Origin of the sequence: Allobosea sp. BH3 (assembly GCF_025499465.1) — a bacterium.
In the GTDB taxonomy this organism is placed as follows: Bacteria; Pseudomonadota; Alphaproteobacteria; order Rhizobiales; family Beijerinckiaceae; genus Allobosea.
Map to the genome: position 1 here is coordinate 412,509 of NZ_JAIMCA010000006.1, position 24,955 is coordinate 437,463.

18 protein-coding genes, 1 tRNA gene and 1 pseudogene are annotated in these 24,955 nt (G+C 66.1%); 13 read left to right on the forward strand and 7 right to left on the reverse strand.

Going from position 1 to position 24,955, the window contains the following annotated elements; genetic code table 11:
• Positions 1-38: 38 nt before the first annotated feature.
• From BoBH3_RS21635 to BoBH3_RS21645, 3 genes are all read right to left on the reverse strand, one after another.
• A complete protein-coding gene (locus BoBH3_RS21635; protein ID WP_262332928.1) occupies positions 39-785 on the reverse strand; it encodes a DUF899 domain-containing protein in 747 nt (248 codons plus the stop codon).
• A 69-nt stretch (positions 786-854) separates the two neighbouring features.
• Entirely contained in the window at positions 855-1,298 is a 444-nt protein-coding gene (locus BoBH3_RS21640) for an SRPBCC family protein (protein WP_262332929.1), read from the reverse strand.
• Positions 1,298-1,642 (reverse strand): ArsR/SmtB family transcription factor, encoded by a 345-nt coding sequence (locus tag BoBH3_RS21645; protein ID WP_262332930.1) that lies wholly within the window; start codon positions 1,640-1,642, stop codon positions 1,298-1,300. The genes BoBH3_RS21640 and BoBH3_RS21645 overlap by 1 nt, the downstream gene beginning before the upstream one ends.
• Positions 1,643-1,797: 155 nt before the next feature.
• Between BoBH3_RS21645 and BoBH3_RS21650 the strand changes: the two genes are divergently transcribed.
• Positions 1,798-2,277 (forward strand): VOC family protein, encoded by a 480-nt coding sequence (locus BoBH3_RS21650; RefSeq protein WP_262332931.1) that lies wholly within the window; start codon positions 1,798-1,800, stop codon positions 2,275-2,277.
• Positions 2,278-2,331: 54 nt separating this feature from the next.
• Here the strand turns inward: BoBH3_RS21650 and BoBH3_RS21655 are convergent, their stop codons facing one another.
• The 3 genes from BoBH3_RS21655 to dusA form a co-directional block, all read right to left on the reverse strand.
• Positions 2,332-3,213, reverse strand: coding sequence for a PhzF family phenazine biosynthesis protein (locus BoBH3_RS21655; RefSeq protein WP_262332932.1), 882 nt, complete (start codon positions 3,211-3,213; stop codon positions 2,332-2,334).
• 186 nt (positions 3,214-3,399) lie between these two features.
• Positions 3,400-3,693: a GYD domain-containing protein gene (locus tag BoBH3_RS21660; RefSeq protein WP_262332933.1), complete on the reverse strand. Its 294-nt coding sequence runs from the start codon at positions 3,691-3,693 to the stop codon at positions 3,400-3,402.
• Between the two features lie 168 nt (positions 3,694-3,861).
• A complete protein-coding gene (gene dusA, locus BoBH3_RS21665) occupies positions 3,862-4,851 on the reverse strand; it encodes a tRNA dihydrouridine(20/20a) synthase DusA (protein WP_262333072.1) in 990 nt (329 codons plus the stop codon).
• A 438-nt stretch (positions 4,852-5,289) separates the two neighbouring features.
• On the opposite strand from dusA, the gene mddA reads away from it, so the two are divergent.
• The 4 genes from mddA (at position 5,290) to BoBH3_RS21685 (ending at position 13,721) form a co-directional block, all read left to right on the forward strand.
• Positions 5,290-6,075 (forward strand): methanethiol S-methyltransferase, encoded by a 786-nt coding sequence (mddA, locus tag BoBH3_RS21670; RefSeq protein ID WP_262332934.1) that lies wholly within the window; start codon positions 5,290-5,292, stop codon positions 6,073-6,075.
• Complete coding sequence (locus BoBH3_RS21675) at positions 6,072-7,304, forward strand: MFS transporter (protein ID WP_262332935.1); 1,233 nt, start codon at positions 6,072-6,074, stop codon at positions 7,302-7,304. Before mddA ends, BoBH3_RS21675 begins: the two co-directional genes overlap by 4 nt.
• On the forward strand, positions 7,301-9,421 hold the full coding sequence (locus tag BoBH3_RS21680; protein WP_262332936.1) for an adenylate/guanylate cyclase domain-containing protein: 2,121 nt from the start codon (positions 7,301-7,303) through the stop codon (positions 9,419-9,421). Before BoBH3_RS21675 ends, BoBH3_RS21680 begins: the two co-directional genes overlap by 4 nt.
• A 73-nt stretch (positions 9,422-9,494) precedes the next feature.
• Positions 9,495-13,721 (forward strand): cytochrome P450, encoded by a 4,227-nt coding sequence (locus BoBH3_RS21685; protein WP_262332937.1) that lies wholly within the window; start codon positions 9,495-9,497, stop codon positions 13,719-13,721.
• On the opposite strand, the gene BoBH3_RS21690 is transcribed toward BoBH3_RS21685, so the two are convergent.
• The gene (locus tag BoBH3_RS21690; protein WP_262332938.1) at positions 13,718-14,740 is read right to left on the reverse strand and encodes a sensor histidine kinase; all 1,023 of its coding nucleotides are present in this window, start codon (positions 14,738-14,740) and stop codon (positions 13,718-13,720) included. The genes BoBH3_RS21685 and BoBH3_RS21690 overlap by 4 nt on opposite strands.
• A gap of 348 nt (positions 14,741-15,088) precedes the next feature.
• On the opposite strand from BoBH3_RS21690, the gene fdnG reads away from it, so the two are divergent.
• The 8 genes and pseudogenes from fdnG (at position 15,089) to BoBH3_RS21730 (ending at position 24,951) form a co-directional block, all read left to right on the forward strand.
• Entirely contained in the window at positions 15,089-18,172 is a 3,084-nt protein-coding gene (gene fdnG, locus BoBH3_RS21695) for a formate dehydrogenase-N subunit alpha (RefSeq protein ID WP_262332939.1), read from the forward strand.
• Positions 18,173-18,182: 10 nt separating this feature from the next.
• Positions 18,183-19,100, forward strand: a complete 918-nt coding sequence (gene fdxH, locus BoBH3_RS21700) for a formate dehydrogenase subunit beta (protein ID WP_262332940.1) — start codon at positions 18,183-18,185, stop codon at positions 19,098-19,100.
• Positions 19,084-19,782 carry a formate dehydrogenase subunit gamma gene (locus BoBH3_RS21705; RefSeq protein WP_262332941.1) on the forward strand — a complete coding sequence of 233 codons (699 nt, stop codon included), beginning with the start codon at positions 19,084-19,086 and terminating at the stop codon, positions 19,780-19,782. The genes fdxH and BoBH3_RS21705 overlap by 17 nt, the downstream gene beginning before the upstream one ends.
• A gap of 68 nt (positions 19,783-19,850) precedes the next feature.
• Positions 19,851-20,771 carry a formate dehydrogenase accessory protein FdhE gene (fdhE, locus tag BoBH3_RS21710; RefSeq protein ID WP_262332942.1) on the forward strand — a complete coding sequence of 307 codons (921 nt, stop codon included), beginning with the start codon at positions 19,851-19,853 and terminating at the stop codon, positions 20,769-20,771.
• A 37-nt stretch (positions 20,772-20,808) separates the two neighbouring features.
• Positions 20,809-22,215 carry an L-seryl-tRNA(Sec) selenium transferase gene (gene selA / locus BoBH3_RS21715; protein ID WP_262332943.1) on the forward strand — a complete coding sequence of 469 codons (1,407 nt, stop codon included), beginning with the start codon at positions 20,809-20,811 and terminating at the stop codon, positions 22,213-22,215.
• Positions 22,202-22,936 (forward strand): tetratricopeptide repeat protein, encoded by a 735-nt coding sequence (locus BoBH3_RS21720; RefSeq protein ID WP_262332944.1) that lies wholly within the window; start codon positions 22,202-22,204, stop codon positions 22,934-22,936. The genes selA and BoBH3_RS21720 overlap by 14 nt, the downstream gene beginning before the upstream one ends.
• Positions 22,933-24,747, forward strand: a pseudogene (gene selB / locus BoBH3_RS21725) (selenocysteine-specific translation elongation factor); the annotation flags it as partial. The gene BoBH3_RS21720 and the pseudogene selB, both read left to right, overlap by 4 nt.
• Positions 24,748-24,855: 108 nt before the next feature.
• Positions 24,856-24,951, forward strand: a tRNA-Sec gene (locus BoBH3_RS21730).
• The last annotated feature ends 4 nt before the right edge of the window (positions 24,952-24,955 follow it).

Genomic DNA, 24,955 nt, shown 5'->3' on the forward strand with positions numbered 1-24,955 from the left:
ATCTCGTCCGGACAACGCTCTGGGCCCGGACGGGTTCGTCAGCCGCAGCAGGAGGCGACCGCCGCCACCGGCATGGCGCCGGCCTGTGGCTTGTCCTCGTAACGGTCGTGATGGCGCATCCAGTCCATGATGCCGTCTTCGTTGCGGCCCTTCGGCATCATGTCGAGGAAGTTGTAGGCACCGATCAGCAGGTCGCCGCCGCGGCCATAGGTCGAGTAGGTGTGGAAGATTTCGCCCGCATCGTTGCGATAGAAGACGCTGAAGCCCGGCATCTCGCCGCCTTCCCCGTCATGCATCTCGTAATTGTACTCGTAGCGGCCGGCCTCCTTCTCGGCCGGGCTCGGCGAGACATGAAAATCGTGGTTGAAGTCGCTGCCAGCCGAAGAGACCCACGGAAAATCCCAACCCATGCGCCGCCGGAAGGCCTGGAACTCCGCATAGGGAGCCCGTGAGACCGCGACGAGGCTGACGTCATGGTGCTTCAGGTGCAGGTTCGCGCCATCGAAATGGTCGGCCAGGAACGAGCAGCCGGGGCAGCCTTCCTTCCAGTCCGGCCCGAACATGAAATGATAGACGACGAGCTGGCTGTTGCCGCCGAAGAGATCGGCGAGCGAGAGCCGCCCATCCGGCCCTTCGAAGGCATAGTCCTTCCCGACCCTGACCCAGGGCAGAGCGCGCCGCTCGGCCGAGAGCGCGTCGCGCCGGCGGGTGAACTCCTTCTCGTTGGCAAGATGGGCCTTTCGGGCCGCAAGCCATTCTTCACGGGATACGATCCTGTGTTCCATAGGCTCCTCTCCTGTGCTGCCGCCGGCGCCGTGCCGGCGGTCCTGCGATCGCGCGGGCTTTGCCGCGCTCTATCCGGCCCGGGCGAAATAGGCCTCGAGCTTGGCCATGGTGCCGGTCCAGCCATGCGTGTGGCCGCGCACCGCCTGATCATCGAACAGCTTCTCGTGCAGAAGCGTCAGGATTGTGCCGCCGCCATCCGGCTTGAAGGTGACCGTGACGCGCGAGACGCGCTCCGGCGTCGTGATCCATGACCAGCTGAAGACCAGCTTCTCGTTCTCGACCACCTCCAGATAGCGCCCCGAAACCTCGTGGCGCTCGCCATTGTCCTCCAGCATGACCACGCGATAGGCGCCGTCGACGCGCGGATCGACCTGCGCTTCCTGCGCCACGACATTCTCCGGGCCGAACCAGCGCAGCAGCAGCTCCGGGTCGGTCCAGGCTTCGTAGACCTCGGCGGGCGAGGCGTTCAGCCGGCGCTTGATGGTCAAGCTCGGCGTCACCGGCTGGTCCATCAGTCCTTCTCCCTGCGCCGCGCCTCCAGCAGCGCCTCCAGAGCGTCGAGCCGCGCCGTCCAGAACCGCTGATAGTGCTGCAGCCAACCCATCGCTGCCTCCATCGGCTCGGCGTTCAGCCGGCAGGACACGGTCCGCCCCTGTTTCGTCCGCGTCACCAGCCCGGCATCGGACAGCACGTCCAGATGCTTCATGATCGCCGGCAGCGAGACCGGGAACGGCTTCGCCAGCTCGCTGACGGAAAGCCCATCCTCCTGCTCCAGCCGCGCCAGCAACGCCCGGCGCGTAGGGTCGGCCAAGGCGGAGAAGGTGCGGTCGAGCTGAGCGTCTTGAAACTTAACCATTGAGTTAAGTGTAGGGGCAGGCTATGCAAGCCGTCAAGTCCTGTCGCGTGGAGGGACGCGACGCCCTGAAAGGCCGAGGCGGAACGCCGGGGCTGCCGGTGCATTTCGTGCCCGAGGGGCCGACAGATGACGTTTCAGAAAGGGAAGGAAACGCGATGGCTACGCCGAAGAACACGATCTGCCTCTGGTACGACACGGACGCAGAGGCTGCGGCGCGCTTCTACGCCGAGACTTTTCCGGACAGCACATTCGGCGAGGTCTTTCGCGCGCCGACCGACTTCCCCTCCGGCAAGGCCGGCAACGTGCTGACGGTCACCTTCACCGTCCTCGGCATCCCCTGCCTCGGGCTCAATGGCGGGCCGATGTTCAAGCACAGCGAGGCCTTCTCCTTCCAGATCGCCACAGACGACCAGGAGGAGACGGACCGCTACTGGAACGCCATCGTCGGTAATGGCGGGCAGGCGAGCGAGTGCGGCTGGTGCAAGGACAAGTGGGGCATCTCCTGGCAGATCACGCCGCGCGTGCTGACCGAGGCGCTTGCCGTCGGCGGCGAGGAAGCCAAGCGCGCCTTTGCCGCCATGATGACGATGTCGAAAATCGACGTCGCAGCCATCGAGGCGGCAAGGCGGGGCTGACGTCACAAAGGCGCCAGCGGCCCTGAGACCGCGGGATCAGCCCCGTAGAACGCTTCAGTGCGCCTCATCGGGCGACAGCATGACCTCTCCGCCCAGCAGGCAGCCGACGGGCCGCCCGTCGGCGAAGCCGACCCTGACCCGGATCTCGGACAGGGCGTTCATCGCCCTGCCCTGCAGCACGGTTATCCGGCCACTGTCGCGTGCGACGAGATCGTTCTCGAGCAACCCGAACGCGAGCGCCGCCGCGGCGATCCCCGTCGCAGCATCTTCCGGATAGCCGGAAGATTTCGGGAATTGCCGCGCTTCGAAGCGGCGCTCGGCCTGGCTCGCCACGGCATAGGGGTAAAGCCCCGTCGATGCGATGCGCTCGCAGCACTGCTCCGTGCGAACCATATCGGTCACGAGCGCCTGAAGGTTCTCCACGCTCTTCATCGGAATAAGCGTCTTGACGCGGGAGGTGACGGCATTCTGGATCGGCAGGTCGAGCAGGTCCTTGCGCGAGATCCGGAGCGTGTCGAGCACGTCTTCCTCCTGCGACCGGGTGAGGCTGACGACCTTTCCGACGGGTTGGCTGATCTCGACCGCCGGATTCGGCGAAGAGCGCCGATCGACATAGCCCGTCACCGGGCCGCTGCGTGTCTCGATGCGCATCTGCTCCGCATTGAGCCGACCGGCCGTCGCCAGGCACCACAGGGCGCCGATGGTGGCGTGGCCGCACATCTCCATCTCATGGCGCGGAACCCAGAAGCGGAAGGTGAAATCGGCATCGGGGCCGGAGGGCAGCCGCACGAAACCGGATTCATGCCCGTAGCGCGCGGCAATCTCCTGCATCTGGGAATCCTGCAGCCCCGCCGCATCGATGACGATCGGACAGGGATTGCCGCCTTGCCCCTGATGCGTGAACACATTCACCAGCTTGATCTCAGTCTTCGTCACGGCTCGGCTCGCTGCAGGGAAGGCGCTCGATTCTCGCCCTCGAAAAGAAGGACGATCACGAGTAGGCGACAGACGGAGCATGCCGCAAGCTGACATCCGCGCCATCAGGCCACCGCAGCGGCCCTATGGCGCGAGACGTGCTTGATCGTTGCGCACAGATTGTTGCGCGGATCGTAAGCCGAGACGTCAGCTCACAGAGCGGATCACCTCGCGGTACGCCGCCTCGGGGAAGGCCTTCAGGGTTTGCGTCCGGATATTGCCCTGCATGGCGAGCTGCAGGTTGAAGCGGGCGGCCACTGCATCATCTGGCGCCTCGCAGACGATGACCATGTCGTACTTGCCCATGGTCATGAAGAAGAGTTTGAAGTCGCCGCCCATGCTCTTGAGCAGGTCCCGAGCGGCATCGAGCCGTGTCGGCGACGCCGTGATGTTGCGGGCGCCCTGATCGGTCCAGTTGGCGAGAATGACGTAGGTCGACATCGCGTCCTCCCAAGGCCGCCCTGTTCTGATGGGAACGCTTTGGCAAAGGCTGGCCGGCCTGGACATGCGCTCCGGGCGGCTGGGAGGCCGTCCATTGGCCGGCTCCTTAATCTAGCACGCTCGGGGCCGCGGCTGTGGTTGAATCGCAAAGGCGCGGGCGCGCCGGCGTCAGGCCGCCGCGGCCGCAGCTTCGTGGCGCGAGAGATGCCCCGCCGCCGCGCGCAGATCGTCGAGCGTCGCCTCGGCGCCGACGCAACGCTCAGCGAGATGGCGGCGGAAGGGCCGCGCGCCCGGACGGCCGGGGAACAGCCCGACGAGATGGCGGGTGAAGGCATGCAGCCGCCCGCCCCGCTCCAGATGGGCGGCAATATGGGGCTCCAACGCCTCCAGCATGGCGAAAGCGTCCGGCACCGGCGCCTCGGATCCGAAGAGCAGCTGGTCGACCTGCAGCAGAATCTCCGGGTTCTGATAGGCCTCGCGGCCAAGCATGACGCCGTCGAGATTCTCCAGATGCGCCAGCCACTCGGCGGGAGCCTTGATGCCGCCGTTGATCGCCACCGGCAGGTCGGGGTTGACCGCCTTCAGGCGATAGGCGCGATCATAGTCGAGCGGCGGGATCTCGCGGTTTTCCTTCGGCGAAAGTCCCTGCAGCCAGGCCTTGCGGGCGTGGACGATCAGCGCATCAACGCCGGCAGCACGCACGGAAGCGGTCAACGCATCGAGCGCGGCTTCCGGGTCCTGATCGTCGACGCCGATGCGGCATTTCACCGTGACGGGAATGGAGACGGCCGCCTTCATCGCCGCGACGCAATCGCCAACGAGCGCCGGCTCGCGCATCAGGCAGGCGCCGAAGGCCCCGCCCTGCACGCGGTCCGAAGGGCAGCCGCAGTTCAGGTTGATCTCGTCATAGCCGAAATCGGCGCCGATCTTCGCGGCTTCCGTCAGCAGCTTCGGATCATTGCCGCCCAGCTGGAGCGCGACCGGATGCTCGATATCATCGAAGCCGATCAGCCGCTGCCGGTCGCCGCGGATCACGGCCTGCGCGGTCACCATCTCGGTGTAGAGCAGCGCATGGCGCGACATCAGGCGATGGATGACCCGGCAATGCCTGTCCGTCCAGTCCATCATCGGCGCCACGGAGAAGCGCCAGGGGCTCATACCCTTCTGAATGGCGGTGTTTTCGAGTTCCTCGGTCATCCAAGCTAGCTGTTCATGTCCGGTTGGCCGCCGCTCGGAGGCCATGCAAAGCATCGTCGAGAGGACGGGATAGCCGCCTATATGGCGCAAATCGCCCTCCTGCGCGAGGGCATCGCTTCCACAAGCTCGGCAGTGGCCGGTTTTCGCCGCTCCCGGGTTCAATCGCGACGGGGCCGCGAGGATCAAGGCCGGCCGCCAGCACTGGCAGCACCCTCGCACGATGACGCTACGTGATCCTCCTCATAGTTCGACGGCCTCGCCTCCGACCAGATGGCCGGCATGAGACCGCCTGCTCCTCATCAAGGCTCCCTCCGCAGCACCGGCAGCCGCGGCCGCGATCTGCACCGCGCAAGCGGCCCGGTGATCGGCAGCCATCGCTCGTCCAACAAGGTGTCAGCCATGCGCAAGACCATGATCCTCCTCTATGGCCTGCTGAGCTACGCGTTCTTCCTCGTCACATTCCTTTACGCCATCGGCTTCGTCGGCGGTCATCTCGTGCCCAAGGGCATCGATGACGGGCCGAGCACTCCGCTCGCGCACGCGATTCCGATCAATCTCGCGCTGCTGACGCTCTTTGCCGTCCAGCACAGCGTCATGGCCCGGCCGGGTTTCAAGCGCTGGTGGCTCCGCTTCATCTCGCCGGCGCTCGAGCGGCCGACCTATGTGCTGCTTGCGACGAGCGCGCTGGCGCTGCTGCTCTGGCAGTGGCGGCCCTTGCCGGAGACCGTCTGGAGCGTCACGAACCCGGCTGTGGCCGCCGCGCTGACCGTGCTGTCGCTCCTCGGCTGGCTCATCGTCCTGGCGTCCACTTTCCTGATCAGCCATTTCGAGCTGTTCGGGCTGAAGCAGGTCTTCTTCCGGTTCACCGGGAAGAGCCTGCCGGAGACGGGCTTCAAGACGCCGGGCCTGTACAAGCTCGTCCGGCATCCGCTCTATCTCGGCTTCATCATCGCCTTCTGGGCGACGCCCCAGATGAGCCAGGGCCATCTGCTGTTCGCAGTCGTGACGACGGCTTACATCATGGTCGGGATCGCTCTGGAGGAGCGGGACCTGATTGCGATGTTCGGCGACGACTACAGGCGCTATCGCGAACGCGTCGCGATGCTCCTGCCGCTCGGGCGCATGAACACGGCGCCGCGCCACGACCTCGCATCGAACCGCGTCGGCGACGCGAGGCAAGAATGACCACGGTGGCGGCAGAGAGCCCGAGCCGCTGGCTCGTAGTCGGCTCCGCCGCCCTCATGCTGGCGCTGGTAATGGGCACCCTCGTCAACGGCCTCACGGCATTCTTCATCCCGATGCAGACGGCGGAGGGGTGGGCCCGCTCGGACGTCGCGGCCATCAACAGCCTCGGGCTGCTCGGCCTCGCCGTCGGCAGCGTGGTGATGGGCTTTGCGTCGGATCGCATCGGCATCCGCGCCATTTGCCTGATCGCCGTCACGGCGGTCGGCACCTGCCTGCTTCTGACGGCGCAGGCGCAGACGCTCTGGCAAGTGTACCTCATCTTTTTCCTGGCCGGCGCCCTGGGCGGCGGCACGCTCTTCGCCCCTCTCTTTGCGACGGTCGGCAACTGGTTTCCCGGCATGGCAGGGCTGGCCATCGGCATTGCCGCGGCCGGCCAGGCCGTCGGGCAAGGCGGCGTGCCATTCCTCTCCGCGGTCCTGATCGAGCGCCTGGGCTGGCGTGGCGCGATGACGACGCTGGGCATCATCATCCTGGCGGTGCTGATCCCGCTGGCGGCATTCATGCGCGACGCGCCAGCGGCGGGCGTCGCGGGCAACGCGGCGCAGCCCCCGCCCATCACAGCGTCCGTCGCGGTGCCTCTGCTCAGCGCGGCGGTGTTCTTCTGCTGTGCGTGCATGGCCCTGCCGCTGATGCATCTGATGCCGCTGATACAGGGCTTCTGCATCGCGGCGACGGAGGCCGGCGGGGTGATGCTCGCCATGCTGCTCTCCGCCATTCTCGGCCGCATCGCTTACGGCAAGCTCTGCGACATGATCGGCCCGATCCGGTCCTGGGCCGTCGCCTCGTTCCTGCAGACGGCCGGCGTGGTGGCTTTCACACAGTTCACGTCACTGCGGGGGTTCCTGATCTTCGCCGTCCTATACGGCTTCGCCTATGCAGGCGTCATGACGAGCCTGCTCGTCTCTGCCCGGGCCCTGACGCCAGCCCAAAGCAGGGGCGGGTTCATGGGCATTATCCTGGCCTTCGCATGGCTGGGGCACGCTTTCGGCGGGTATCAGGGCGCCGCCGTCTTCGACCTCACGGGCAGCTACGCGAACGGCTTCCTGATCGGCGCCGCCGCCGGCGCGCTCAACCTCGCCCTTGTGGGACTGCTTCTGCTGCTCGCCCAAGGGCCCGACGGCACCTCCCCGCGCCTGGCAAAAGCCCGGCAGGGCCAGCCCGCCGAATGACCATCGACGCGCCCCTTTCGACGCCCTTGCCGAACGGCCTCTCCCGGGTCAGCAACCCGTCGCCTCGCCCGGCAGGAGGCGCAAGGCCCGTTCGCCGCGAGACCCATGGCGAGGCTGCGGATCCGCCCGGCAAGAGGCAGCCCCGCCCCCGTGAACCCGAATTCCCGCAGACGGTCTGCCTGCCGCTTCTAACCCGTCGAGGCGAGGCCGCGGACATGATCCATGGCCGGTTGGCGCAGCCTGCGCTGACCCTACGGCATAAGCCGGATCAACTGTGTCATTCTATTGATCCGGCAGTGATCTTGGGTCAATTTGCTGTCGTAGCTTCAGTGCGGACGAGACGTATGCTCGAGCAGCGACAGCCCCGCCAGATCGCTACCGTCGTCTCCGTGGATGCAGTGGGCTACTCCAAGCTCATGCACGCCGACGACGAACTTGCGCTCCGCCTGTTCGACGAGCGTCGTGACTTGATCAGAAGCGCGATCGAGAGCGCGGGCGGAAGTATATTCAGCGCCGTCGGCGACAGCCTCATGGCACTGTTCAGCAACCCCATCGTCGCCTTGAACGCGACGATGCAATTCCAGGAAGAAATCCGCAAAAGGAACGCAGCGGCACCGGCCGATCAGATCATGTCGTTTCGCGCCGGGATCAATGCAGGGCCTGTGGTCATCCGCCCGGACGGAATCTTCGGGGACGCCGTGAACATCGCCGCCCGCGTGCAGGAATTCTCGTCGCATGGCGGCGTCGCGCTGGCCGAAGCGGCCTTTCTACAAATCGATGAGCGGTTCGATCTTCCGTTTACCGATCTCGGCGCCTTTCACCTGAAGAATATTCCGATGCCGGTGCGCGTCTTCCTGATCGACAGATCTTACCGGGACAATTCTTTGTCTCCGCTATTGCGCAGCTGCGCGCCCCCGAAAATGACGGCCGGCGACTTCGAACAGCTTCCCGCCCTGGCGGTGCTGCCATTCCAGAACCGGACCGGCGATCCTGCTCTCTCGTTCCTTTGCGACGGCATTGCCGGCGACATCCTGCTCGGTCTCGCCAACACGCGCTCCATCCCCGTGATCGCACGGGATTCGAGCTTCCAGTTTCGAGAGCCCTCCTCCCTGCCGACCGCGGCCATCGGCAGCCTGCTGGGAGCACGCTATGTCGTTTCCGGCGCCGTTTCGGGCGATATCGAGCGCATCAAGGTGGAAGCGTCGCTCGCCGACAGCTCGAACTCGCGCGTGATCTGGGCCGGGCGGCTGGAGCGCCGTCTCGATGAGGTGCAGCGCCTGCAACGTGAGCTTGGGGGCGAAATCGTCTCGCGGCTGGAGAGCGAGGTGGACCGCGTCGAGCAGGTCAGGACCTTCCAGGTGCAACCGGAAGCGCTCTCGACCTGGCAATTGCTGAGGCGCGGCCGCTGGCACATGCAAAGACGCACCTCCGGCGACACCGCCCAGGCGCTCGCCTATTTCGCGCGGGCCCATGACGAGGATCCGAACTCCTGCGCAGTGCTCGCCGAGCTCGCCTGGTGGCACCTCTGGAAAGCCTGGCTCAATTTCGCGGATCGCGAAGAGCTGAAGATCGTCTTCGACTACGCCCGGCGCGCCTCGCGCCTGGACGGGCTCGACGCGCGGCCTCACTGCTATCTCGGCTTCGTCGACATCCTCGAAGGCCGGCCGGAGCAGGCTCTGGACCACTTCCATCGGGCCATCGACATCAATCCGAGCTTCTCATTGGCGAGGACAGGGCTGGGCAGCGCGAAGGGATTGCTGCTGGACACCGAGGAAGGCATTTTCCAGCTCCGGGAAGCCATCAGGCTGAGCCCCTTCGAGACCTATCTCTTCCATAACCTCGGAGAGCTGGCTGCCGCCCACACGATCGACGGCGACTGGGAGGCGGTCATCAAGGCGGCGAACCGCTCCCTGTCACTGGCGCCGAACTATTTCTATTCCAGCTACCTCAAGACAGGTGCGCTCGCGCGTAGCGATCGGTTCGACGAGGCGCGGCAGGAGGCGAGGCTGTTTCACACCCGCCATCCCGGCTTCGAGCCCAAATGGATCGAGTGGATTCCGTTTCGCGACCGCTCCGTAAACCAGCGCATGATCGCGAATTTTCAGCTCGCTGGATAACAAGCCCGGCGATCCGGGCGCATCACGCAGTTCGACGAGGAGTTCCGCGTTACGGCAATCCAGGGGGGCTTCCATGTTCAAATTCGACCCGAAGTACTTCGCAGGCGTGAAGAAGGCTCAAGCCGAGCTCCCACTGGATGGCCCTGTGCCTCCCTTCGATATCGAGAGGATGCGTTCGCGCGGCTTCCTCGCGCGTGCCTTCGGTTACCTCGTCGAGCACCCGGATTGGTGGCTGGGGTTCCTCCGACAGGTCTTTCCGCGCCTGCGGGCCGGACGATTCCTGCTGCTGACGCGCAACAGCGATGTCAGCGAGGTTCTGCGGCGCCAGGCCGATTTCGAGACCCCCTACGGCCCCGAGATGACCGAGTTTTCGCGGGGTACAAACTTCATCCTCGGGATGACCGACGGGGAGGACTACCAGCGCCTCAAATCGGTCATCCTGGCCGCATTCCCGCCCGGCGAAGTCGAGGATCGGGTTCGGCCCATCGCGGCTGCCGCGGCGAAGGAAATCGTCGATCAGGCGCCGCAGCGCATCAATACCAGAGATCTCTTCTGCGACGTCTCCTCCATCATCTGCAGGGACTATTTCGGCCTGACGTTCAACAGCGACCGCGAGTTTGCAGAATGGGGCATGGCGCTCAGCACGCTGTTCTTCGGTGACCCGACGGCAAGCCCGACCGTCAGGGAACTGGCGATCGCCGCTTCCCGCGAGATGCACGCGATCATCGATCTTTCGATCGATCGCGCCCTCGGAGGCGGCGGAGCGGACACGCCTGTCGGCCGCCTCGCCGACGCCATGAATCGTGGCCGCATCAGCCGGGCGGAGGTCCAGGCCTCGTTGCTCGGAATGATCACCGGCTTCGGCCCGACGACGCTTCTGGCGGGCTGCAACTGCCTCGACGTGGTGCTGTCCCGCGGGGAGATGCAGGCAGAGGTGAAGGCTGCGATCGACGACCGCGACGACCAGCGGCTCGACAAGGCCATTGTCGAAGCCATGCGTTTCAAGCCGATCTGGATCAGCCCCTGGCGCTATGCGCGGACCGATCAGACGATCGGCACAGCAAGCGGGCGGCCCTATACGATCAAGGGCGACACGGTCATATGGCCAGCGACGCGATCAGCCATGTTCGACGGCCGCGCCGTCTCCGACCCGTGGCAGTTCAAGCCAGGCCGGCCAAAACAAGATTCGATGATCTTCGGTCATGGGATCCACGAGTGCATCGGCGCCGTGCTGGCGCGTGTGCAGACCGCGGAGTGTTTCCGGGCCTTGTTTTCCCGCGCAGGTGCGCGTCGCGCCAAAGGTCGCACGGGCAGGCTCAAGCGGCTCGGGGCCTATCCTGGAGCGCTCTTCGTCGAGTTCGAGAATGTCGGCCTGCAGTCGATGGTGACGGTCATCGTTCCCGTCCGGGCAGGGGCCAAGAAGGAGCGCATCGAGGCGCAAATCGCGCAGTTTTCCGGCCCGATGAAACAGCAGATCCGGGCGCTGGGCACGATTCACTTTGCTTCGATGTCCGTCATCGAGGCGGCCCCGATGTCTGCGGACGTGCCGAACCTGCATCTGCTGCTGGAGCTCAGCGGCGATGGAAGCAATCAGGCTGTTCTCAGCGGCATCGCAAAAGCCCTTGGCGGCCCCTTGAGGCAAATCCTGGCGGATTCTGCGGTGGAGGTGATCGGTCCCGACCTATCGGCAGTCCTGACGAAATTCTCTCGCGATGTCTCGCCGGAACTCGGGAGCCGCAGCGGCCTCGTCTTCAACGGCACGCCCGGTCACAGCGTGAAGCGCATCCGGCGTGAGAGCGTGCTGGCGAAGAAGGCCCTTGCTATCGTCGAAAGACAATCCGGGCGCCCTGGCATGGACGCGGCAAGCATTCTCCAGGCCGTTCGAGACGAGCTGAGGCGCACGAAGAGGTTTTCCTGGGCATTCATTCCGGTCCCGAACGGGCTGGACGATGCCCCGAAAGGGAGCTGGAGCGCGCTCCTCCGCACGCTGGCCGCGAAGTCGTTCTCCCTGACCGGCGCGGGCGCCATCCTCGCCCTCTCGGTACTGATCTACTGGCTATGGTTCGGCTTCACGGCGCCCAGCCTGCTCCATCTCGCCGGGCGGGGCTTGATGGCGCTGATCCTGTCGATCCTCGGCATTGCCGTTCTGATCGCAGCCGCCGTCGGCGGCGTGATCTGGCGGCTGCGGAAGCTGGAGGACAGATCGGCGATGTCGGAAAGCGCCATTTCGCTGGGCGCTCTCGAAGAACTGCAACGGCGTGAGGACAAGGATCGGCAGAACCATATGACGGCCGTCTCCTCGATCAAGGCCGGCCCTCTGCGAGAGCTGCTTCTTCGCTTTGTCTTCTACGTCATATCGATCACAGCGACGCATATCTTCCGGCCGGGGTTTCTTTCCAGCATCGGCACGATCCATTTCGCGCGCTGGGTTCGTGTCCCGGGCACAAACAAGCTTGTCTTCCTGAGCAACTATGGAGGCAGCTGGGAGAGCTACCTCGAGGATTTCATCACCAAGGCCACGGCGGGCCTCACCGGAATCTGGAGCAATACGGAGGGGTTTCCGCCCACGCGCTTCCTGTTCCTGGACGGCGCACGCGACGGCGATCGCTTCAAGCGCTGGGCGAGAACGCAGCAGATCCCGACCCGCTTCTGGTACAGCGCATATCCCCGGCTTTCGACGACTCTCATCCGGAAGAACGCGCTGATCCGGCAGGGCATCTGTTCGGCGAGCCTGGCCGAAGCGCGCGACTGGATCAGCTTGTTCTCATCGACCGAACGAAAGCCGTTCACGAAACTGAACGCGGTCCAGCGCCTGCTGCTCCCCGCTCCTGCTCCCGAAGAAACACTCGAGCATGGCGAGATCCAGTCGATCGCATTCGGCCCGATGGGGCGCCTCTCCCGGAGCAGGATGCTCACTTTCAGCATCCCGGACGGCCTCAACCGGGCGAGCCGCGCGCTCTGGCTGAAGTATCTCTCCGAAAGCGTGTCATTCGGCGAAATGGGAGCGAGCGAGAGCGCCATGATCGCGATGTTCGGGCCCGGCGCGCTCGCCCGGCTCGGGCTCGATTTCGGACTCGCCAGCTTCCCACCCGCCTATCAGCAGGGCATGGGCCACTGGCATCGCAGCCGCATCCTCGACGATACGGGCGAGAGCTGCCCCAAGAAATGGATCTGGGGCTCAGAGAAAGATCCGGTCGACGTCGTCATCAATTGCTACGCGCGCAACAAGACCATCCTCAAGAAAATGATCGCGAAGTTGGTGGCCGATTCCAAGGCTGCGGGCATCGAACTCGTCCATGAAATCGAGCTTCATGTCGACCGTCCGCAACCCAGATCCGGCAAGGGCCAGAGGCCCCCCGGCAAGGAGCCGTTCGGCTTCGTCGACGGCGTTTCCCAGCCCGTCATCCGCGGGAGCGGGCGAGCGGGTGGGCGCCAGGTGCCCTCGATGCATGTGGTGAATGCCGGCGAGTTCCTGTTCGGCTATCGAGACGAGCATGGCTTCTATCCCCCCTCGCCCACGGTCCCCGGCGACTCCGATCCTCGGGGCATATTGAGAAAGATCAGCCCCGACGGCAGCATCACGAGCGGCCCGGCCGCGGTGCGCGATTTTGGGCGGAACGGCAGCTTCGTCGTCGTTCGCCAGATCCGGCAGCACGTCGACATCTTCGACGATTATTGCCGGAAGGCCGCAGGCCAGGTCTCGGCGCTGACGCAAAAGCCTGTGCCCGACGAATGGGTCGCCGCCCGCATCGTCGGCCGCTGGAAGGATGGATCGTCGCTGGTCAGAAGCCCCGGCAAGCCCACCGGAGACGCTCCCGACAACCATTTCACCTTTGGAAGCGAAGACCCGCAGGGCCTCCGATGCCCGCTCGGAGCCCATGTCCGGCGCTCCAATCCGCGCGATTCGCTGGACACCGATCTCGACACTCAAATCCGCATCACCAAGCGCCACCGCATTCTCCGCGTCGGCCGGAATTATATCGCAGCGGACGAGAAAGGAGCGACGGAGCGAGGCCTGCTGTTCATGTGCCTGAATGCCAGCATCGAGAGGCAGTACGAGTTCATCCAGCAAACCTGGATGGCCGCCGGCAATTTTCATGGATTGCGGGAGGAAAAGGACCCGCTGATCGGTAATCACGGGAACGGTTCTCCCGGCGGTCGCTTCGCGATTCCGACATGGGAGGGGGCGCTGGCCCTGACGGGGATGCCTTCCTTCGTCACGACCCGAGGCGGCGGCTACTACTTCCTGCCGAGCAAATCGGCACTGCGATACATGCAGTCCAGGCTCGGCGAAGTTTAGGCCGCCAGCCTCGCGGTCGGCATCTCCAGCAGAAAGCACAGGCCGGAGGACTCCCAGCTCGATGTCAGGGTGGCGCCAAGCTGGGCTCGGGCGGCCCGCTCGACCAGTACGCTGCCGAAGCCTTGCCGGGTCGGGGCCGATGCGACCGGAGGCCCGCCGCGTTCCGCCCATCGGAGGCTCGTCTGTTCCGGGGAGGAAACGACCTCGATGCGCACGCTCCCTTCCGACACCGAGAGGGCGCCGTATTTGACGGCGTTGGTCGCCAGTTCATGGACGACGAGCGCGATTGCCGTCGAAGCGGAGCGGCCGACGGCGGCATCGTCCCCTTCCACGACGATGCGCTCCGCCCGGTCTCCGACATAGGGCGAAACGAGCCGCGTCAGCAGACCCCGGAGGGTGTCGCTTCCGTCGGAGCCGACCTTGTCGAGCACCAGGCTGTGCGCCCGATGCAAGGCGCCAAGCCGCCCGACGACCTCGTCCGCGAAACGCGCCGCCCCCGGCTCCGACCGCGCCGACATCGTCACGAGGCTGCTGACGACCGTGAAGATGTTTGCGATCCGGTGCTGCAGTTCGCGGGCGATAAGTTCCCGCTGCTCGTCCGCCGATCGCCTGGCGGTGATGTCGATATGTGCTCCGACGAGCCTGAGCGCATTGCCCTCGCCGTCCCGCTCGATCTCGGCCTTGGCCAGGATCCAGCGCACGTCTCCGTCAGAGGGGCGTATGATGCGGTATTCCACCTCATAGTCCCGCTCCCGGCCGGAAACCGTGTTCTCAAAATGGCCGACGACCCGCTCCCGATCCAGCGGGTGGATGCGCGCGACCCAGTCCTCATGGCTTTCGGTGGCCGATTCCGGTGGCAGCCCATGCACGGCGAGATATTCAGGAGAGCGCCGGTTGCGGAATTCTCCGCCGCGAAGGTCGACCTCCAGCCCACCGATCTGGCCGATCCGCTGCACACGCGCCAGCTCCGCCTCGCGGGCGCGCAGCTGCCTTAAAGCCTCATCGAGCGGCACACACACCTCATATCAGGGCCGGAACAAGCATTCCATGCAGACCATGCTTCGCGTTGTTAGGCAATTCGCAATCGCAACCAGGCCGTGGAGCGCTCCAGATATTCTCGATCGACAACCACTCCTGCCAGCCTCCACACCAGAACCGCATCCATCAGAGCGGAGCCGGAATCGAATTCCGGCCTGCGGCCGAAGCCGCTACACAAGGCATGGTGCGACATTACTGCGGTCGCGGCGCCGTGATCGGCGGCATGCGCGAAACCACATGACGGGCTCCAAACGCGCCTTGACGCCTCTCCTGCAGAGTTTCACTATTCCAAGTTGAATGACGACGTGTCGTTCGCCTCGGAGGTTGAGATGCTACATGAGCTCTCGCGCCGCCAGTTCATGAAAGCCGCAGGAGCGGGGCTGGGCGGATCTGCCGTCGCCGCGCTCGGGTTTGGCGGTGCCGAAGAGGCACTCGCGCAGGCCGTGCGGCCCTTCAAGCTGGCTCGCACCACGGAAACGCGCAACACCTGTCCTTACTGCTCCGTCGCCTGCGGCGTGATCATGTATGGCCTGGGCGACAAGTCCAAGAACGCCCACCCGGCGATCATCCATATCGAGGGCGACCCGGACCACCCGACCAATCGCGGAACGCTGTGCCCGAAGGGCGCCGCCCTGCTCGACTTCGTCCACTCCGAGACGCGGACCAAGGTCCCGCAGTATCGTGGACCCGGCGAGAAGGCGTTTCGCCAGATCAGCTGGAACGACGCGCTCGACCGCATCGCGCGGCTGATGAAGGACGATCGCGACAAGAACTTCATCGCCAGGAACCAGGACGGCGTGACGGTCAACCGCTGGTTGACCACGGGCTTCCTGGCCGCTTCGGCCACCACCAACGAGACGGCCTTCCTGACCTACAAGGTCGTGCGAAGCACCGGGATATTGGCGTTCGACAACCAGGCGCGCGTTTGACACGGACCGACGGTGGCCAGTCTGGCCCCAACATTCGGTCGCGGTGCGATGACCAACTCCTGGACGGACATCAAGAACACCGACCTCGTCATCATCATGGGCGGCAACGCCGCCGAAGCGCACCCTTGTGGCTTCAAATGGGTCACTGAGGCGAAAGCCCAGCGTGGCGCCAAGCTGATCGTCGTCGATCCGCGCTTCACGCGCTCGGCCTCGGTCGCGGATTTCTACGCGCCGATCCGACAGGGCACCGACATCGCCTTCCTGCTCGGGGCGATGAAGTACTGCATCGACAACGACAAAATCCAGCACGACTATGTGCGTGCGTTCACCAACGCGCCCTACATCGTGAAGGAGGGCTTCGGCTACCAGGACGGCCTGTTCACCGGCTATGACGAGGCCAAGCGCGACTACGACCGCTCGAGCTGGGAATACGAACTCGGTCCGGACGGCTATGTCCAGGTCGACGAGACGCTGCAACATCCGCGCAGCGTCTACCAGCTCCTGAAGAAGCACATCGCGGCCTATACGCCTGAGATGGTGGAGCGCATCTGCGGCACGCCGAAGGACAAGTTCCTGGCGATCTGCAAGATGATCTCGGAGTGCTCCGCGCGCGACAAGACGATGACGTCGATGTACGCGCTCGGCTGGACGCAGCACTCCAAGGGCTCGCAGAACATCCGCTCGATGGCGATGCTGCAATTGCTGCTCGGCAATATCGGCGTGCGCGGCGGCGGCATGAACGCGCTGCGCGGGCACTCCAACATCCAGGGCCTGACCGACATCGGCCTGATGTCGAACCTGATCCCGGGCTACCTCACGCTGGGGACCGACAGGGAGGTCGATTTCCAGACCTACATGTCGACGCGCGGCTTCAAGCCGCTGCGTCCGAACCAGACGAGCTACTGGCAGAACTACAAGAAGTTCATGGTGAGCTTCCTGAAGTCGATGTGGGGGAAGGCCGCAACACCCGAGAACGACTTCGCCTATCAGTGGCTGCCCAAGCTCGATGTGCCCGGCTACGACATGCTCCGGTACTTCGACATGATGCATCAGGGCAAGGTCAACGGCTATTTCTGCCAGGGCTTCAACCCGCTGCTGTCCCTGTCCAATCGCGGCAAGGTCTCGGCATCGCTGTCGAAGCTGAAATTCCTGGTAGTGATGGACCCGCTGCAGACGGAGACGGCGCGATTCTGGAAGGACGAGGGCGTCCATAACGACGTGAAGCCCGAGGCGATCCAGACCGAGGTCTTCGAGCTGCCGACCACCTGCTTCGCCGAAGACGAGGGCTCGCTGGTCAATTCCGGCCGCTGGCTGCAATGGCACTGGCCGGGCCAGGAACCTCCGGGCGAGGCGAAGGCCGATACCTGGATCATGGCGCAGATCTTCCAGCGTATGCGCGCGCTCTACGAGAAGGAGGGAGGGGCCTTCCCGGACCCGATCCTCAATCTCCACTGGCCCTATCGCCTGCCGGACGATCCGCAGCCGGACGAAATGGCCAAGGAGATGAACGGCTATGTCGTCTCGACAGTGACCGACCCCGTCGACCCGACAAAGATCGTGCTGGAGAAGGGCAAGCAGATCGACACCTTCGGGCAGTTGCGCGACGACGGCTCGACGGCCTGCGGCTGCTGGATCTACTCCGGCTCCTGGACCGAGCGGGGCAACATGATGGCCCGTCGCGACACCAGCGACCCGGCCAATACCGGTGCCTACGCGAACTGGGCCTTCTCCTGGCCCGCGAACCGGCGCATCCTCTACAACCGCGCCTCGGCCGATATCGACGGCAAGCCCTGGGATCCCAAGCGCAAGCTGATCGAGTGGAACGGCACGGCCTGGACCGGCTACGACGTGCCGGACATCGCGCCGACCGCCAAGCCGCAGGATGTCGGCCCGTTCATCATGAACCCCGAGGGAACGGCGCGGCTGTTCTCGCGCGCCATGATGAAGGACGGCCCCTTCCCGGCCCATTACGAGCCGTTCGAGAGCCCGGTCGCCAATGTCCTGGCGCCCAAGATCCGCGGCAACCCCGCCGCGCGCATCTTCAAGGACGACCTCGCCGCGCTCGGGACTTCGGACAAGTTCCCCTATGCGGCGACCTCCTACCGCCTGACCGAGCATTTCCACTACTGGACCAAGCATGTCTGGGTGAATGCGGTGCTCCAACCTGAGTTCTTCGTCGAGATCAGCGAGCAGCTGGCCGCGGAGAAGAACATCCAGAAGGGCGGCTGGGTGAAGGTCTCCTCCGCCCGCGGCGCGGTGTATGCCAAGGCCGTGGTGACCAAGCGCATCAAGCCGATGATCTGCGACGGCAAGACCGTCCATGTCGTCGGCATCCCGCTCCACTGGGGCTTCACCGGTGCGGCCAGGAAGGGCTTCGGCCCCAACAGCCTCACCCCGTTCGTCGGCGACGCCAACATCGAGACGCCCGAGTTCAAGGCGTTCCTGGTGAATGTCGAGCCGTCCAACGGGCCGGCCACGAGCTAGGGGGGATCCGATGGGATTGCAGAGCCAGGACTTCGCCCGCATCTCGGCGACCAACTTCAGGCCGCCGGATGTCCGGCACGACTTCGAGGTGGCGAAGCTCATCGACGTCTCGAAATGCATCGGCTGCAAGGCCTGCCAGGCGGCCTGCCTCGAGTGGAACAATCTGCGCGAGGAGATCGGCATCAACCGGGGCGTCTACGACAACCCGCATGACCTGACGCCGAACACATGGACCCTGATGCGGTTCACCGAGTGGGAGAACCAGGAGAGCGGCAACCTCGAATGGCTGATCCGCAAGGACGGCTGCATGCATTGCGCCGATCCGGGCTGCCTCAAGGCCTGCCCCTCGCCCGGCGCGATCGTGCAGTACAACAACGGCATCGTCGACTTCGTCTCGGAGCACTGCATTGGCTGCGGCTATTGCGTGAAGGGCTGCCCCTTCAACATCCCGCGCATCAGCCAGGCCGACCACAAGGCCTATAAATGCACGCTCTGCTCGGACCGGGTTTCCGTCGGCCAGGCCCCCGCCTGCGCCAAGGCCTGCCCGACCGGAGCGATCGTGTTCGGCACCAAACAGGCGATGCTGGACCATGCGCAGGGCCGTATCACCGACCTGAAGTCCCGCGGCTTCAAGAATGCCGGCATCTACGATCCGCCCGGCGTCGGCGGCACGCATGTGATGTATGTGCTGCACCATGCCGACCGGCCGCAGCTCTATGCCAACCTGCCGGAGAACCCGCGCATCAGCCAGGTGGTGGAACTCTGGAAGGGCCTCACCAAATATGCCGGAATGGCGGCCGTGGGCTTCGCTGCCGCCTTCGCCTTCGTCCATGCGACAATCGCGCGGCGCAACGACGTCAGCCGGGCAGAGGATCGCGAAGCCGAGCATCTGATCGACGAGGAGGCCGAGCGTGGTCGTCAGGCGTGAGGAGGAGCGTACCACCGTCGACCGCTACAGCGGCCGCGTGCGCGTCAATCACTGGGTCACGGCGATCTCGCTGATCCTGCTCGCGATCAGCGGCGCCGCCCTGTTCCATCCCTCGTTGTTCTTCCTGTCGTCGCTGTTCGGCAGCGGCTCGAACACGCGGATGCTGCATCCCTGGATCGGCGTCGTGCTGCTCGCGAGCTTCGCGATCCTGTTCATCCAGATGGTGCGCCACAATTTCTGGACGAAGGCCGACACGCATTGGATGCGCCATATCGGCGATGTGATGTCGGGGCATGAGGAAAACCTCCCCGAGGTCGGCAAGTACAATGGCGGGCAGAAGATCATCTTCTGGCTGATGACGCTGCTGATCCTCGTCCTGTTCGCGACGGGCATCGTCATTTGGTACGAATATTTCGGTACGACCTTCACCATCGAGCAGCAGCGCTTCGGCCATATCCTGCATGCGCTGGCGGCGATCGCGATGCTGCTCGTCGTCATCGTCCATATCTATGCCGCGTTCTATGTGCGCGGCACGCTCAACGCGATGACAGAGGGCAAGGTGACCGGTGGCTGGGCCTTCCGCCATCATCGGCTCTGGCTGCGCCGGGAAGCCCGCAAGGGCGTGATCGACGAGCGGCAGGTGCCGCCACGTCGGCTCGGCCCCAACGCGCCGGCAGAATAGCTAGCAGACCGCGGAGCGGCTGAACCCGCTTCGCCTTCCCGTGACCCGTGCGGTTCGAGACGACGCTAATGAGTGACGATCCGGGTTTTGAGGCCCTCGAAGGTGTCGGCATCGCCGAGCGGGACAAGCCGCCTTTCGTCCGCCTGCCCGATCCGCAATCGCTCTTCGGCCTGCGCGCTATGCGCTTCGCCGCACTCGCGCCCGGCCACCAGCTCGAGCCCTACCTGCAGTTCCTTGGCGCCCTCTCGCAGGCGCAGGACAAGCTCGCCAAAGCGCTCGCCGAACCGGCCCTGCCCGCCCTCGCCGAGCAGCGCCGCCGGGCGGCCCATGCGATGCCGCCCGTCCCTCGAGAGGAGCTTGCGGAGGACGCGGCCACTGATGCAGCCTTGACGCAGCTCATCGCCCTGCTGGCGCCGGTCACGATGCCGGAGGCCGCGCGCGTGGCGCTCGCCCGCGTCGCGGCGGCAAACGGGGAAGACCGGCAGGCGATGTTCGCCGCCGTGCTCGGCGACGCGATGCCGGCCGAGTCCGTGGCCGAGCACATCTTCGCCGCCGCGGCACTGCAGGTCGTGGCGGCGCTGCGCACGGCGAGGCTCGACCCGCTGCTGCCGCAGCCCGTGGCCGACGGCGTCTGTCCCTGCTGCGGCGGCGCACCGGTGACGAGCGCGGTCGTCGGCACGGGCAATATCGACGGCGTGCGCTATGTCCAGTGTTCGCTCTGCGCGGCGCAATGGAACCATGTCCGCGTAAAATGCGTCTCCTGCGGCTCGACCAAGGGCATCGCCTATCAGGAGATCGAAGGCGTTGCCGACACGATCAAGGCCGAGACCTGCGACGAATGCCGGACCTATGTGAAGATCCTGAACCAGCGGAAGGACATGGAGCTGGAGCCGGTGGCCGACGACGTGGCGAGCCTCGGCCTCGACATCCTGGTTTCGGAGGCGGGTTGGCGGCGGGCCGGGGTGAACCCGTTCCTGCTCGGCTACTGACCGTCCGCAAGATCAAGCGTCTCCCGGAGGGAGCCTGATGAACAAGCCCGAACGCTTCCGCCCACCATCGGTTGATACCGTGCTCCGCAGCACCGATGGCACGCTCGCCATCACACGCCACGGCCGGGCGGCGGCGACCGAGGCCATACGGCAGGTGTTGGGCAGGCTGCGCGAGTCAGGCAGCCCTCCCGCCGCATCCGCGGAACACATCGCACGCATGGCGCTCGACCGGCTCGAAGCGCTAGAGCGCCCCTCGCAGCGCCCCGTCATCAACCTCACCGGCACGGTGCTGCATACCAATCTCGGCCGCGCCCTGCTGGCCGAGGAGGCGATCCAGGCGGTGGTCACCGCCATGCGCGCGCCGACCAATCTCGAATACGAGATCGAGGCGGGAAAACGCGGCGAGCGCGACGCGCATGTGCGCGAGCTGATCCGCGAGCTGACCGGGGCCGAGGATGCCGTTCTGGTCAACAACAACGCCTCGGCCGTGCTGCTCGTGCTGAACACCTTCGCCAAGGACCGCGAGGCCATCGTCTCGCGCGGCGAGTTGATCGAGATCGGCGGCGCCTTCCGCATGCCGGACATCATGACCCGCGCCGGCGCCATCCTGCGCGAGGTCGGCACCACCAACCGCACCCATCTCAAGGACTATGCCGAGGCCATCGGCCCGCAGACCGGGCTGCTGATGAAGGTGCACACCTCGAACTATGTCGTGCAGGGCTTCACCACCGAGGTCGAGCCCAGCGAGCTCTCAGTGCTGGCCCGCAAGCATGAGCTGCCCTTCGTCGACGATCTCGGCTCCGGCACGCTGATCGATCTCGCCCGCTGGGGGCTGCGGCACGAGAAGACCGTGCAGGACGCGTTGGAAGGTGGCGCCGACCTCGTCACCTTCTCCGGCGACAAGCTGCTCGGCGGCCCGCAGGCCGGCATCGTCGCAGGCCGCAAGGACCTCGTCGCCAAGCTCGCCAAGAATCCGCTGAAGCGGGCGCTCCGGCTGGACAAGCTGCGGCTCGCAGCGCTCGAAGCCACCTTGAGGCTCTACCGCAATCCAGACCGGCTGGCGGAGCGCCTGCCGACGCTGCGGCTGTTCACCCGCAAGCCGGCCGAGCTCAGCGCGCTGGCCGAGCGCCTGCTGCCGGCCGTCGCCGAGGCGCTCGGTTCCGGCTGGGTGGTGGAGATCGCGGAATGCTCCAGCCAGATCGGCTCGGGCGCGCTGCCGCTGGAAACGCTCCCGAGCGCAGCGCTCGCGCTGAAGCCGGCGGGGAAGGCATCCGGCGCGGCGGTCGAAAGCCTCGCGGCAGCCTTCCGCGCCCTGCCCCTGCCGGTGATCGGGCGGATCGCGCAGGGCGCGCTGGTCTTCGACCTGCGTTGCCTGGAGGACGAGGCGGCCTTCGCCGCGCAGCTCCCCCTGCTGAAGCCGGAGGCGGGCGATGGGCTGGCTTGACCGGCTGCGCGGCAAGGACAAGTCCATCGATGCGGCGATGGCCGAGGCCGCTGCGGCCGTCGAGCGCGGCGATCATCAGGCGGCGCTGGCGATCTGGGGGCCTCTGGCTCACGCAGGCGTTCCGCGTGCGCAGAACAATATCGGCGCCTGCTTCGCCGAAGGGCTCGGCGTCGAACGCGATGCCGCGCTGGCTCTGCGCTGGCTGACGCTCTCGGCCGAAGCGGGCGACCCTGTCGGGCAACGAAACCTGGCGGCGCTGCATTTCAAGGGCGAAGGCGTCGAACAGAGCGATGCCGAGGCGATGCGGCTCTATCGCCTCGCCGCCGAACAGGGCGACGCGCCGGCGCAGGACATGCTCTCCTGGATGCTGCTCGAAACGGGGCAGGACGCGGACCGACCGGAGGCCTTTCGCTGGGCGGGCGCGGCGGCGGAGGCCGGCATCGCGGCGAGCATGACCCGGCTCGGCATGATCCATCACGATGCGCTCGGCGTGGAGCGCGATCCGGCGCTGGCGGCGCAGTGGTGGCAGCGAGGCGCGGCGGCCGGCGATGCCGACGCCAAGGCAATGCTGGGCGCCGCGGTGTTGCTGGGACAGGGCATCGAGAAGGATGCAGGCCGGGCGCTCGTCCTCCTGACCGAAGCCGAGCGCGAGGGCAGCCTCCTTGCTGCACCCTTCCTCAAGGCCGCCAGCGCCGCAGCCTCGGAAGGGGTCGCGCCATGATCATAGGCACGGCCGGCCATATCGACCACGGCAAGACCTCGCTGGTGCGGCGGCTGACAGGCGTGGAGACCGACCGTCTCAAGGAGGAGAAGGAGCGCGGCATCACCATCGCGCTCGGCTTCGCTTATTGGCCGCAAGCCGACGGGCGGATCATCGGCTTCATCGACGTGCCGGGCCATGAAAAGCTCGTCCATACGATGCTGGCCGGCGCCTCCGGCATCGACCTCCTGCTGCTCGTCATCGCGGCCGATGACGGGGTGATGCCGCAGACGCGAGAGCATGTCGACATCGCCCGTCTGCTCGGCATTGGGCAGGCGGTGGTGGCCCTGACGAAGGCCGACCTCGTCGACGAAGCCCGCTTGGCCGAGGCCCACGGCGAGATCGAAGCGCTGCTGGCCGGGACGCCTTTTGCGGATGCGCCGATCCTGCCGGTTTCGACAGTGACCGGCGCCGGCATCGAGGCACTCGCCACGCTGCTGCGCGAGCGAACCGAGGCAGCCTCGGCGCGGCGGGACGATGGCGGTTTCCGCCTCGCCGTCGACCGCTGCTTCACGCTGCCCGGTGCCGGCACGGTGGTCACCGGCACGGTCCTGTCGGGCAGCCTCGCTGTCGGAGACCACGTCACCCTCTCGCCTTCGGGCCTCGCGGCGCGCGTGCGCTCGATCCATGCACAGAACCGCGCAGCCGAGCGCGGCCGGGCCGGCGACCGCTGCGCGCTCAACCTCGCCGGGCCGGACGTCTCGAAGGAGGCGATCCGGCATGGCGCCATGGTGGTCTCGCCCGCGCTCCATGCTCCCGCGACGCGGATCGATGCCGAGCTGACGCTGCTCGCCTCGGAGCGCAAGCCGCTTTCGATGTGGCAGCCGGTCCGGCTTCATCATGGCGCGGCTGAGGTCGGGGCGCGCATCGTCCTGCTCGGCGAGGAGATCGCACCCGGCGCGAGCGGCTTCGTCCAGCTCGTGCCGGAGGTGCCGGTCGCGACGGCGGCGCTCGACCGCTTCGTCCTGCGCGACGCCAGCGCCTCGCGCACCATCGGCGGCGGGCGCTTCATCGACCTGCGCGCACCCGAGCGCCGGCGCCGCAGCCCGGAGCGGCAGGCACAGCTCCTCGCTCTGGCGCACAGCGATCATGAAGCCGCACTAACCGCGCTCCTCGGCGCGCCGCCGTATCATGCCGAGATCGAGGCCTTCGCCCGCGATCGAGCGCTCGGCCCCGGCACAGCCGCGGCGATGACGGCGAAGCTCGGCCTTTCCCGCGTCGGCCCGGCCGTCATGCTGCCGGAGGTCTGGGAGCGTTTTTCGCAGGCGCTCGTCGAGACGCTGAAGGCCTATCACGCAGAGAACCCCGACCAGCAGGGCATGGGGCTGGAGCGGCTGCGCCTCGCGCTCGAGCCGCGGCTGCCGGCCGGGCTGTTCCGCACTGCGCTGGCTGTGCTCGCCAGTGCGGGCGAGCTCGTCGTGCTCGGCTCCTGGATCAGGCGGCCAGAGCATGAAATCAGGCTGACGCCGGAGGATGAGGCGCTGTGGGCGCGCGTCGCGCCGCTGATCAGCGCGTCGGAGCGCTTCCGGCCTCCGCGTGTGCGTGACATCGGCCAGCTTCTCGGCCGGCGGGAGGAGGATATCCGCCGGCTGTTCCGCCTCGTCGGCCGGCGCGGCGAGGTGCATGAGGTCGCACTTGACCACTTCTTCCTGCGCGATACGGTTTCCGAGATGGTCGGGATCGTGGCCGCGCTTGCAGCGGGAAACGCCGCCGGCTTCAACGCGGCGCAGTTCCGCGACAAGCTCGATAACGGCCGCAAGGTCGCTATCCAGATCCTCGAATTCTTCGACCGCCACGGCGTCACCATCCGCCGCGGCGATCTCAGGCGCATCAACCGGCAGCGGCTCGATCTCTTCGGGCCGCCGCCTGCGATGCCCGATGGAGGAGAAGCGTCCCCGGTGGGGCGTCCGGACTTCAAATCCGGGAGGGGCCGTCAGACGGTCTCTGGTGGGTTCGACTCCCATTCTCTTCCGCCAATTC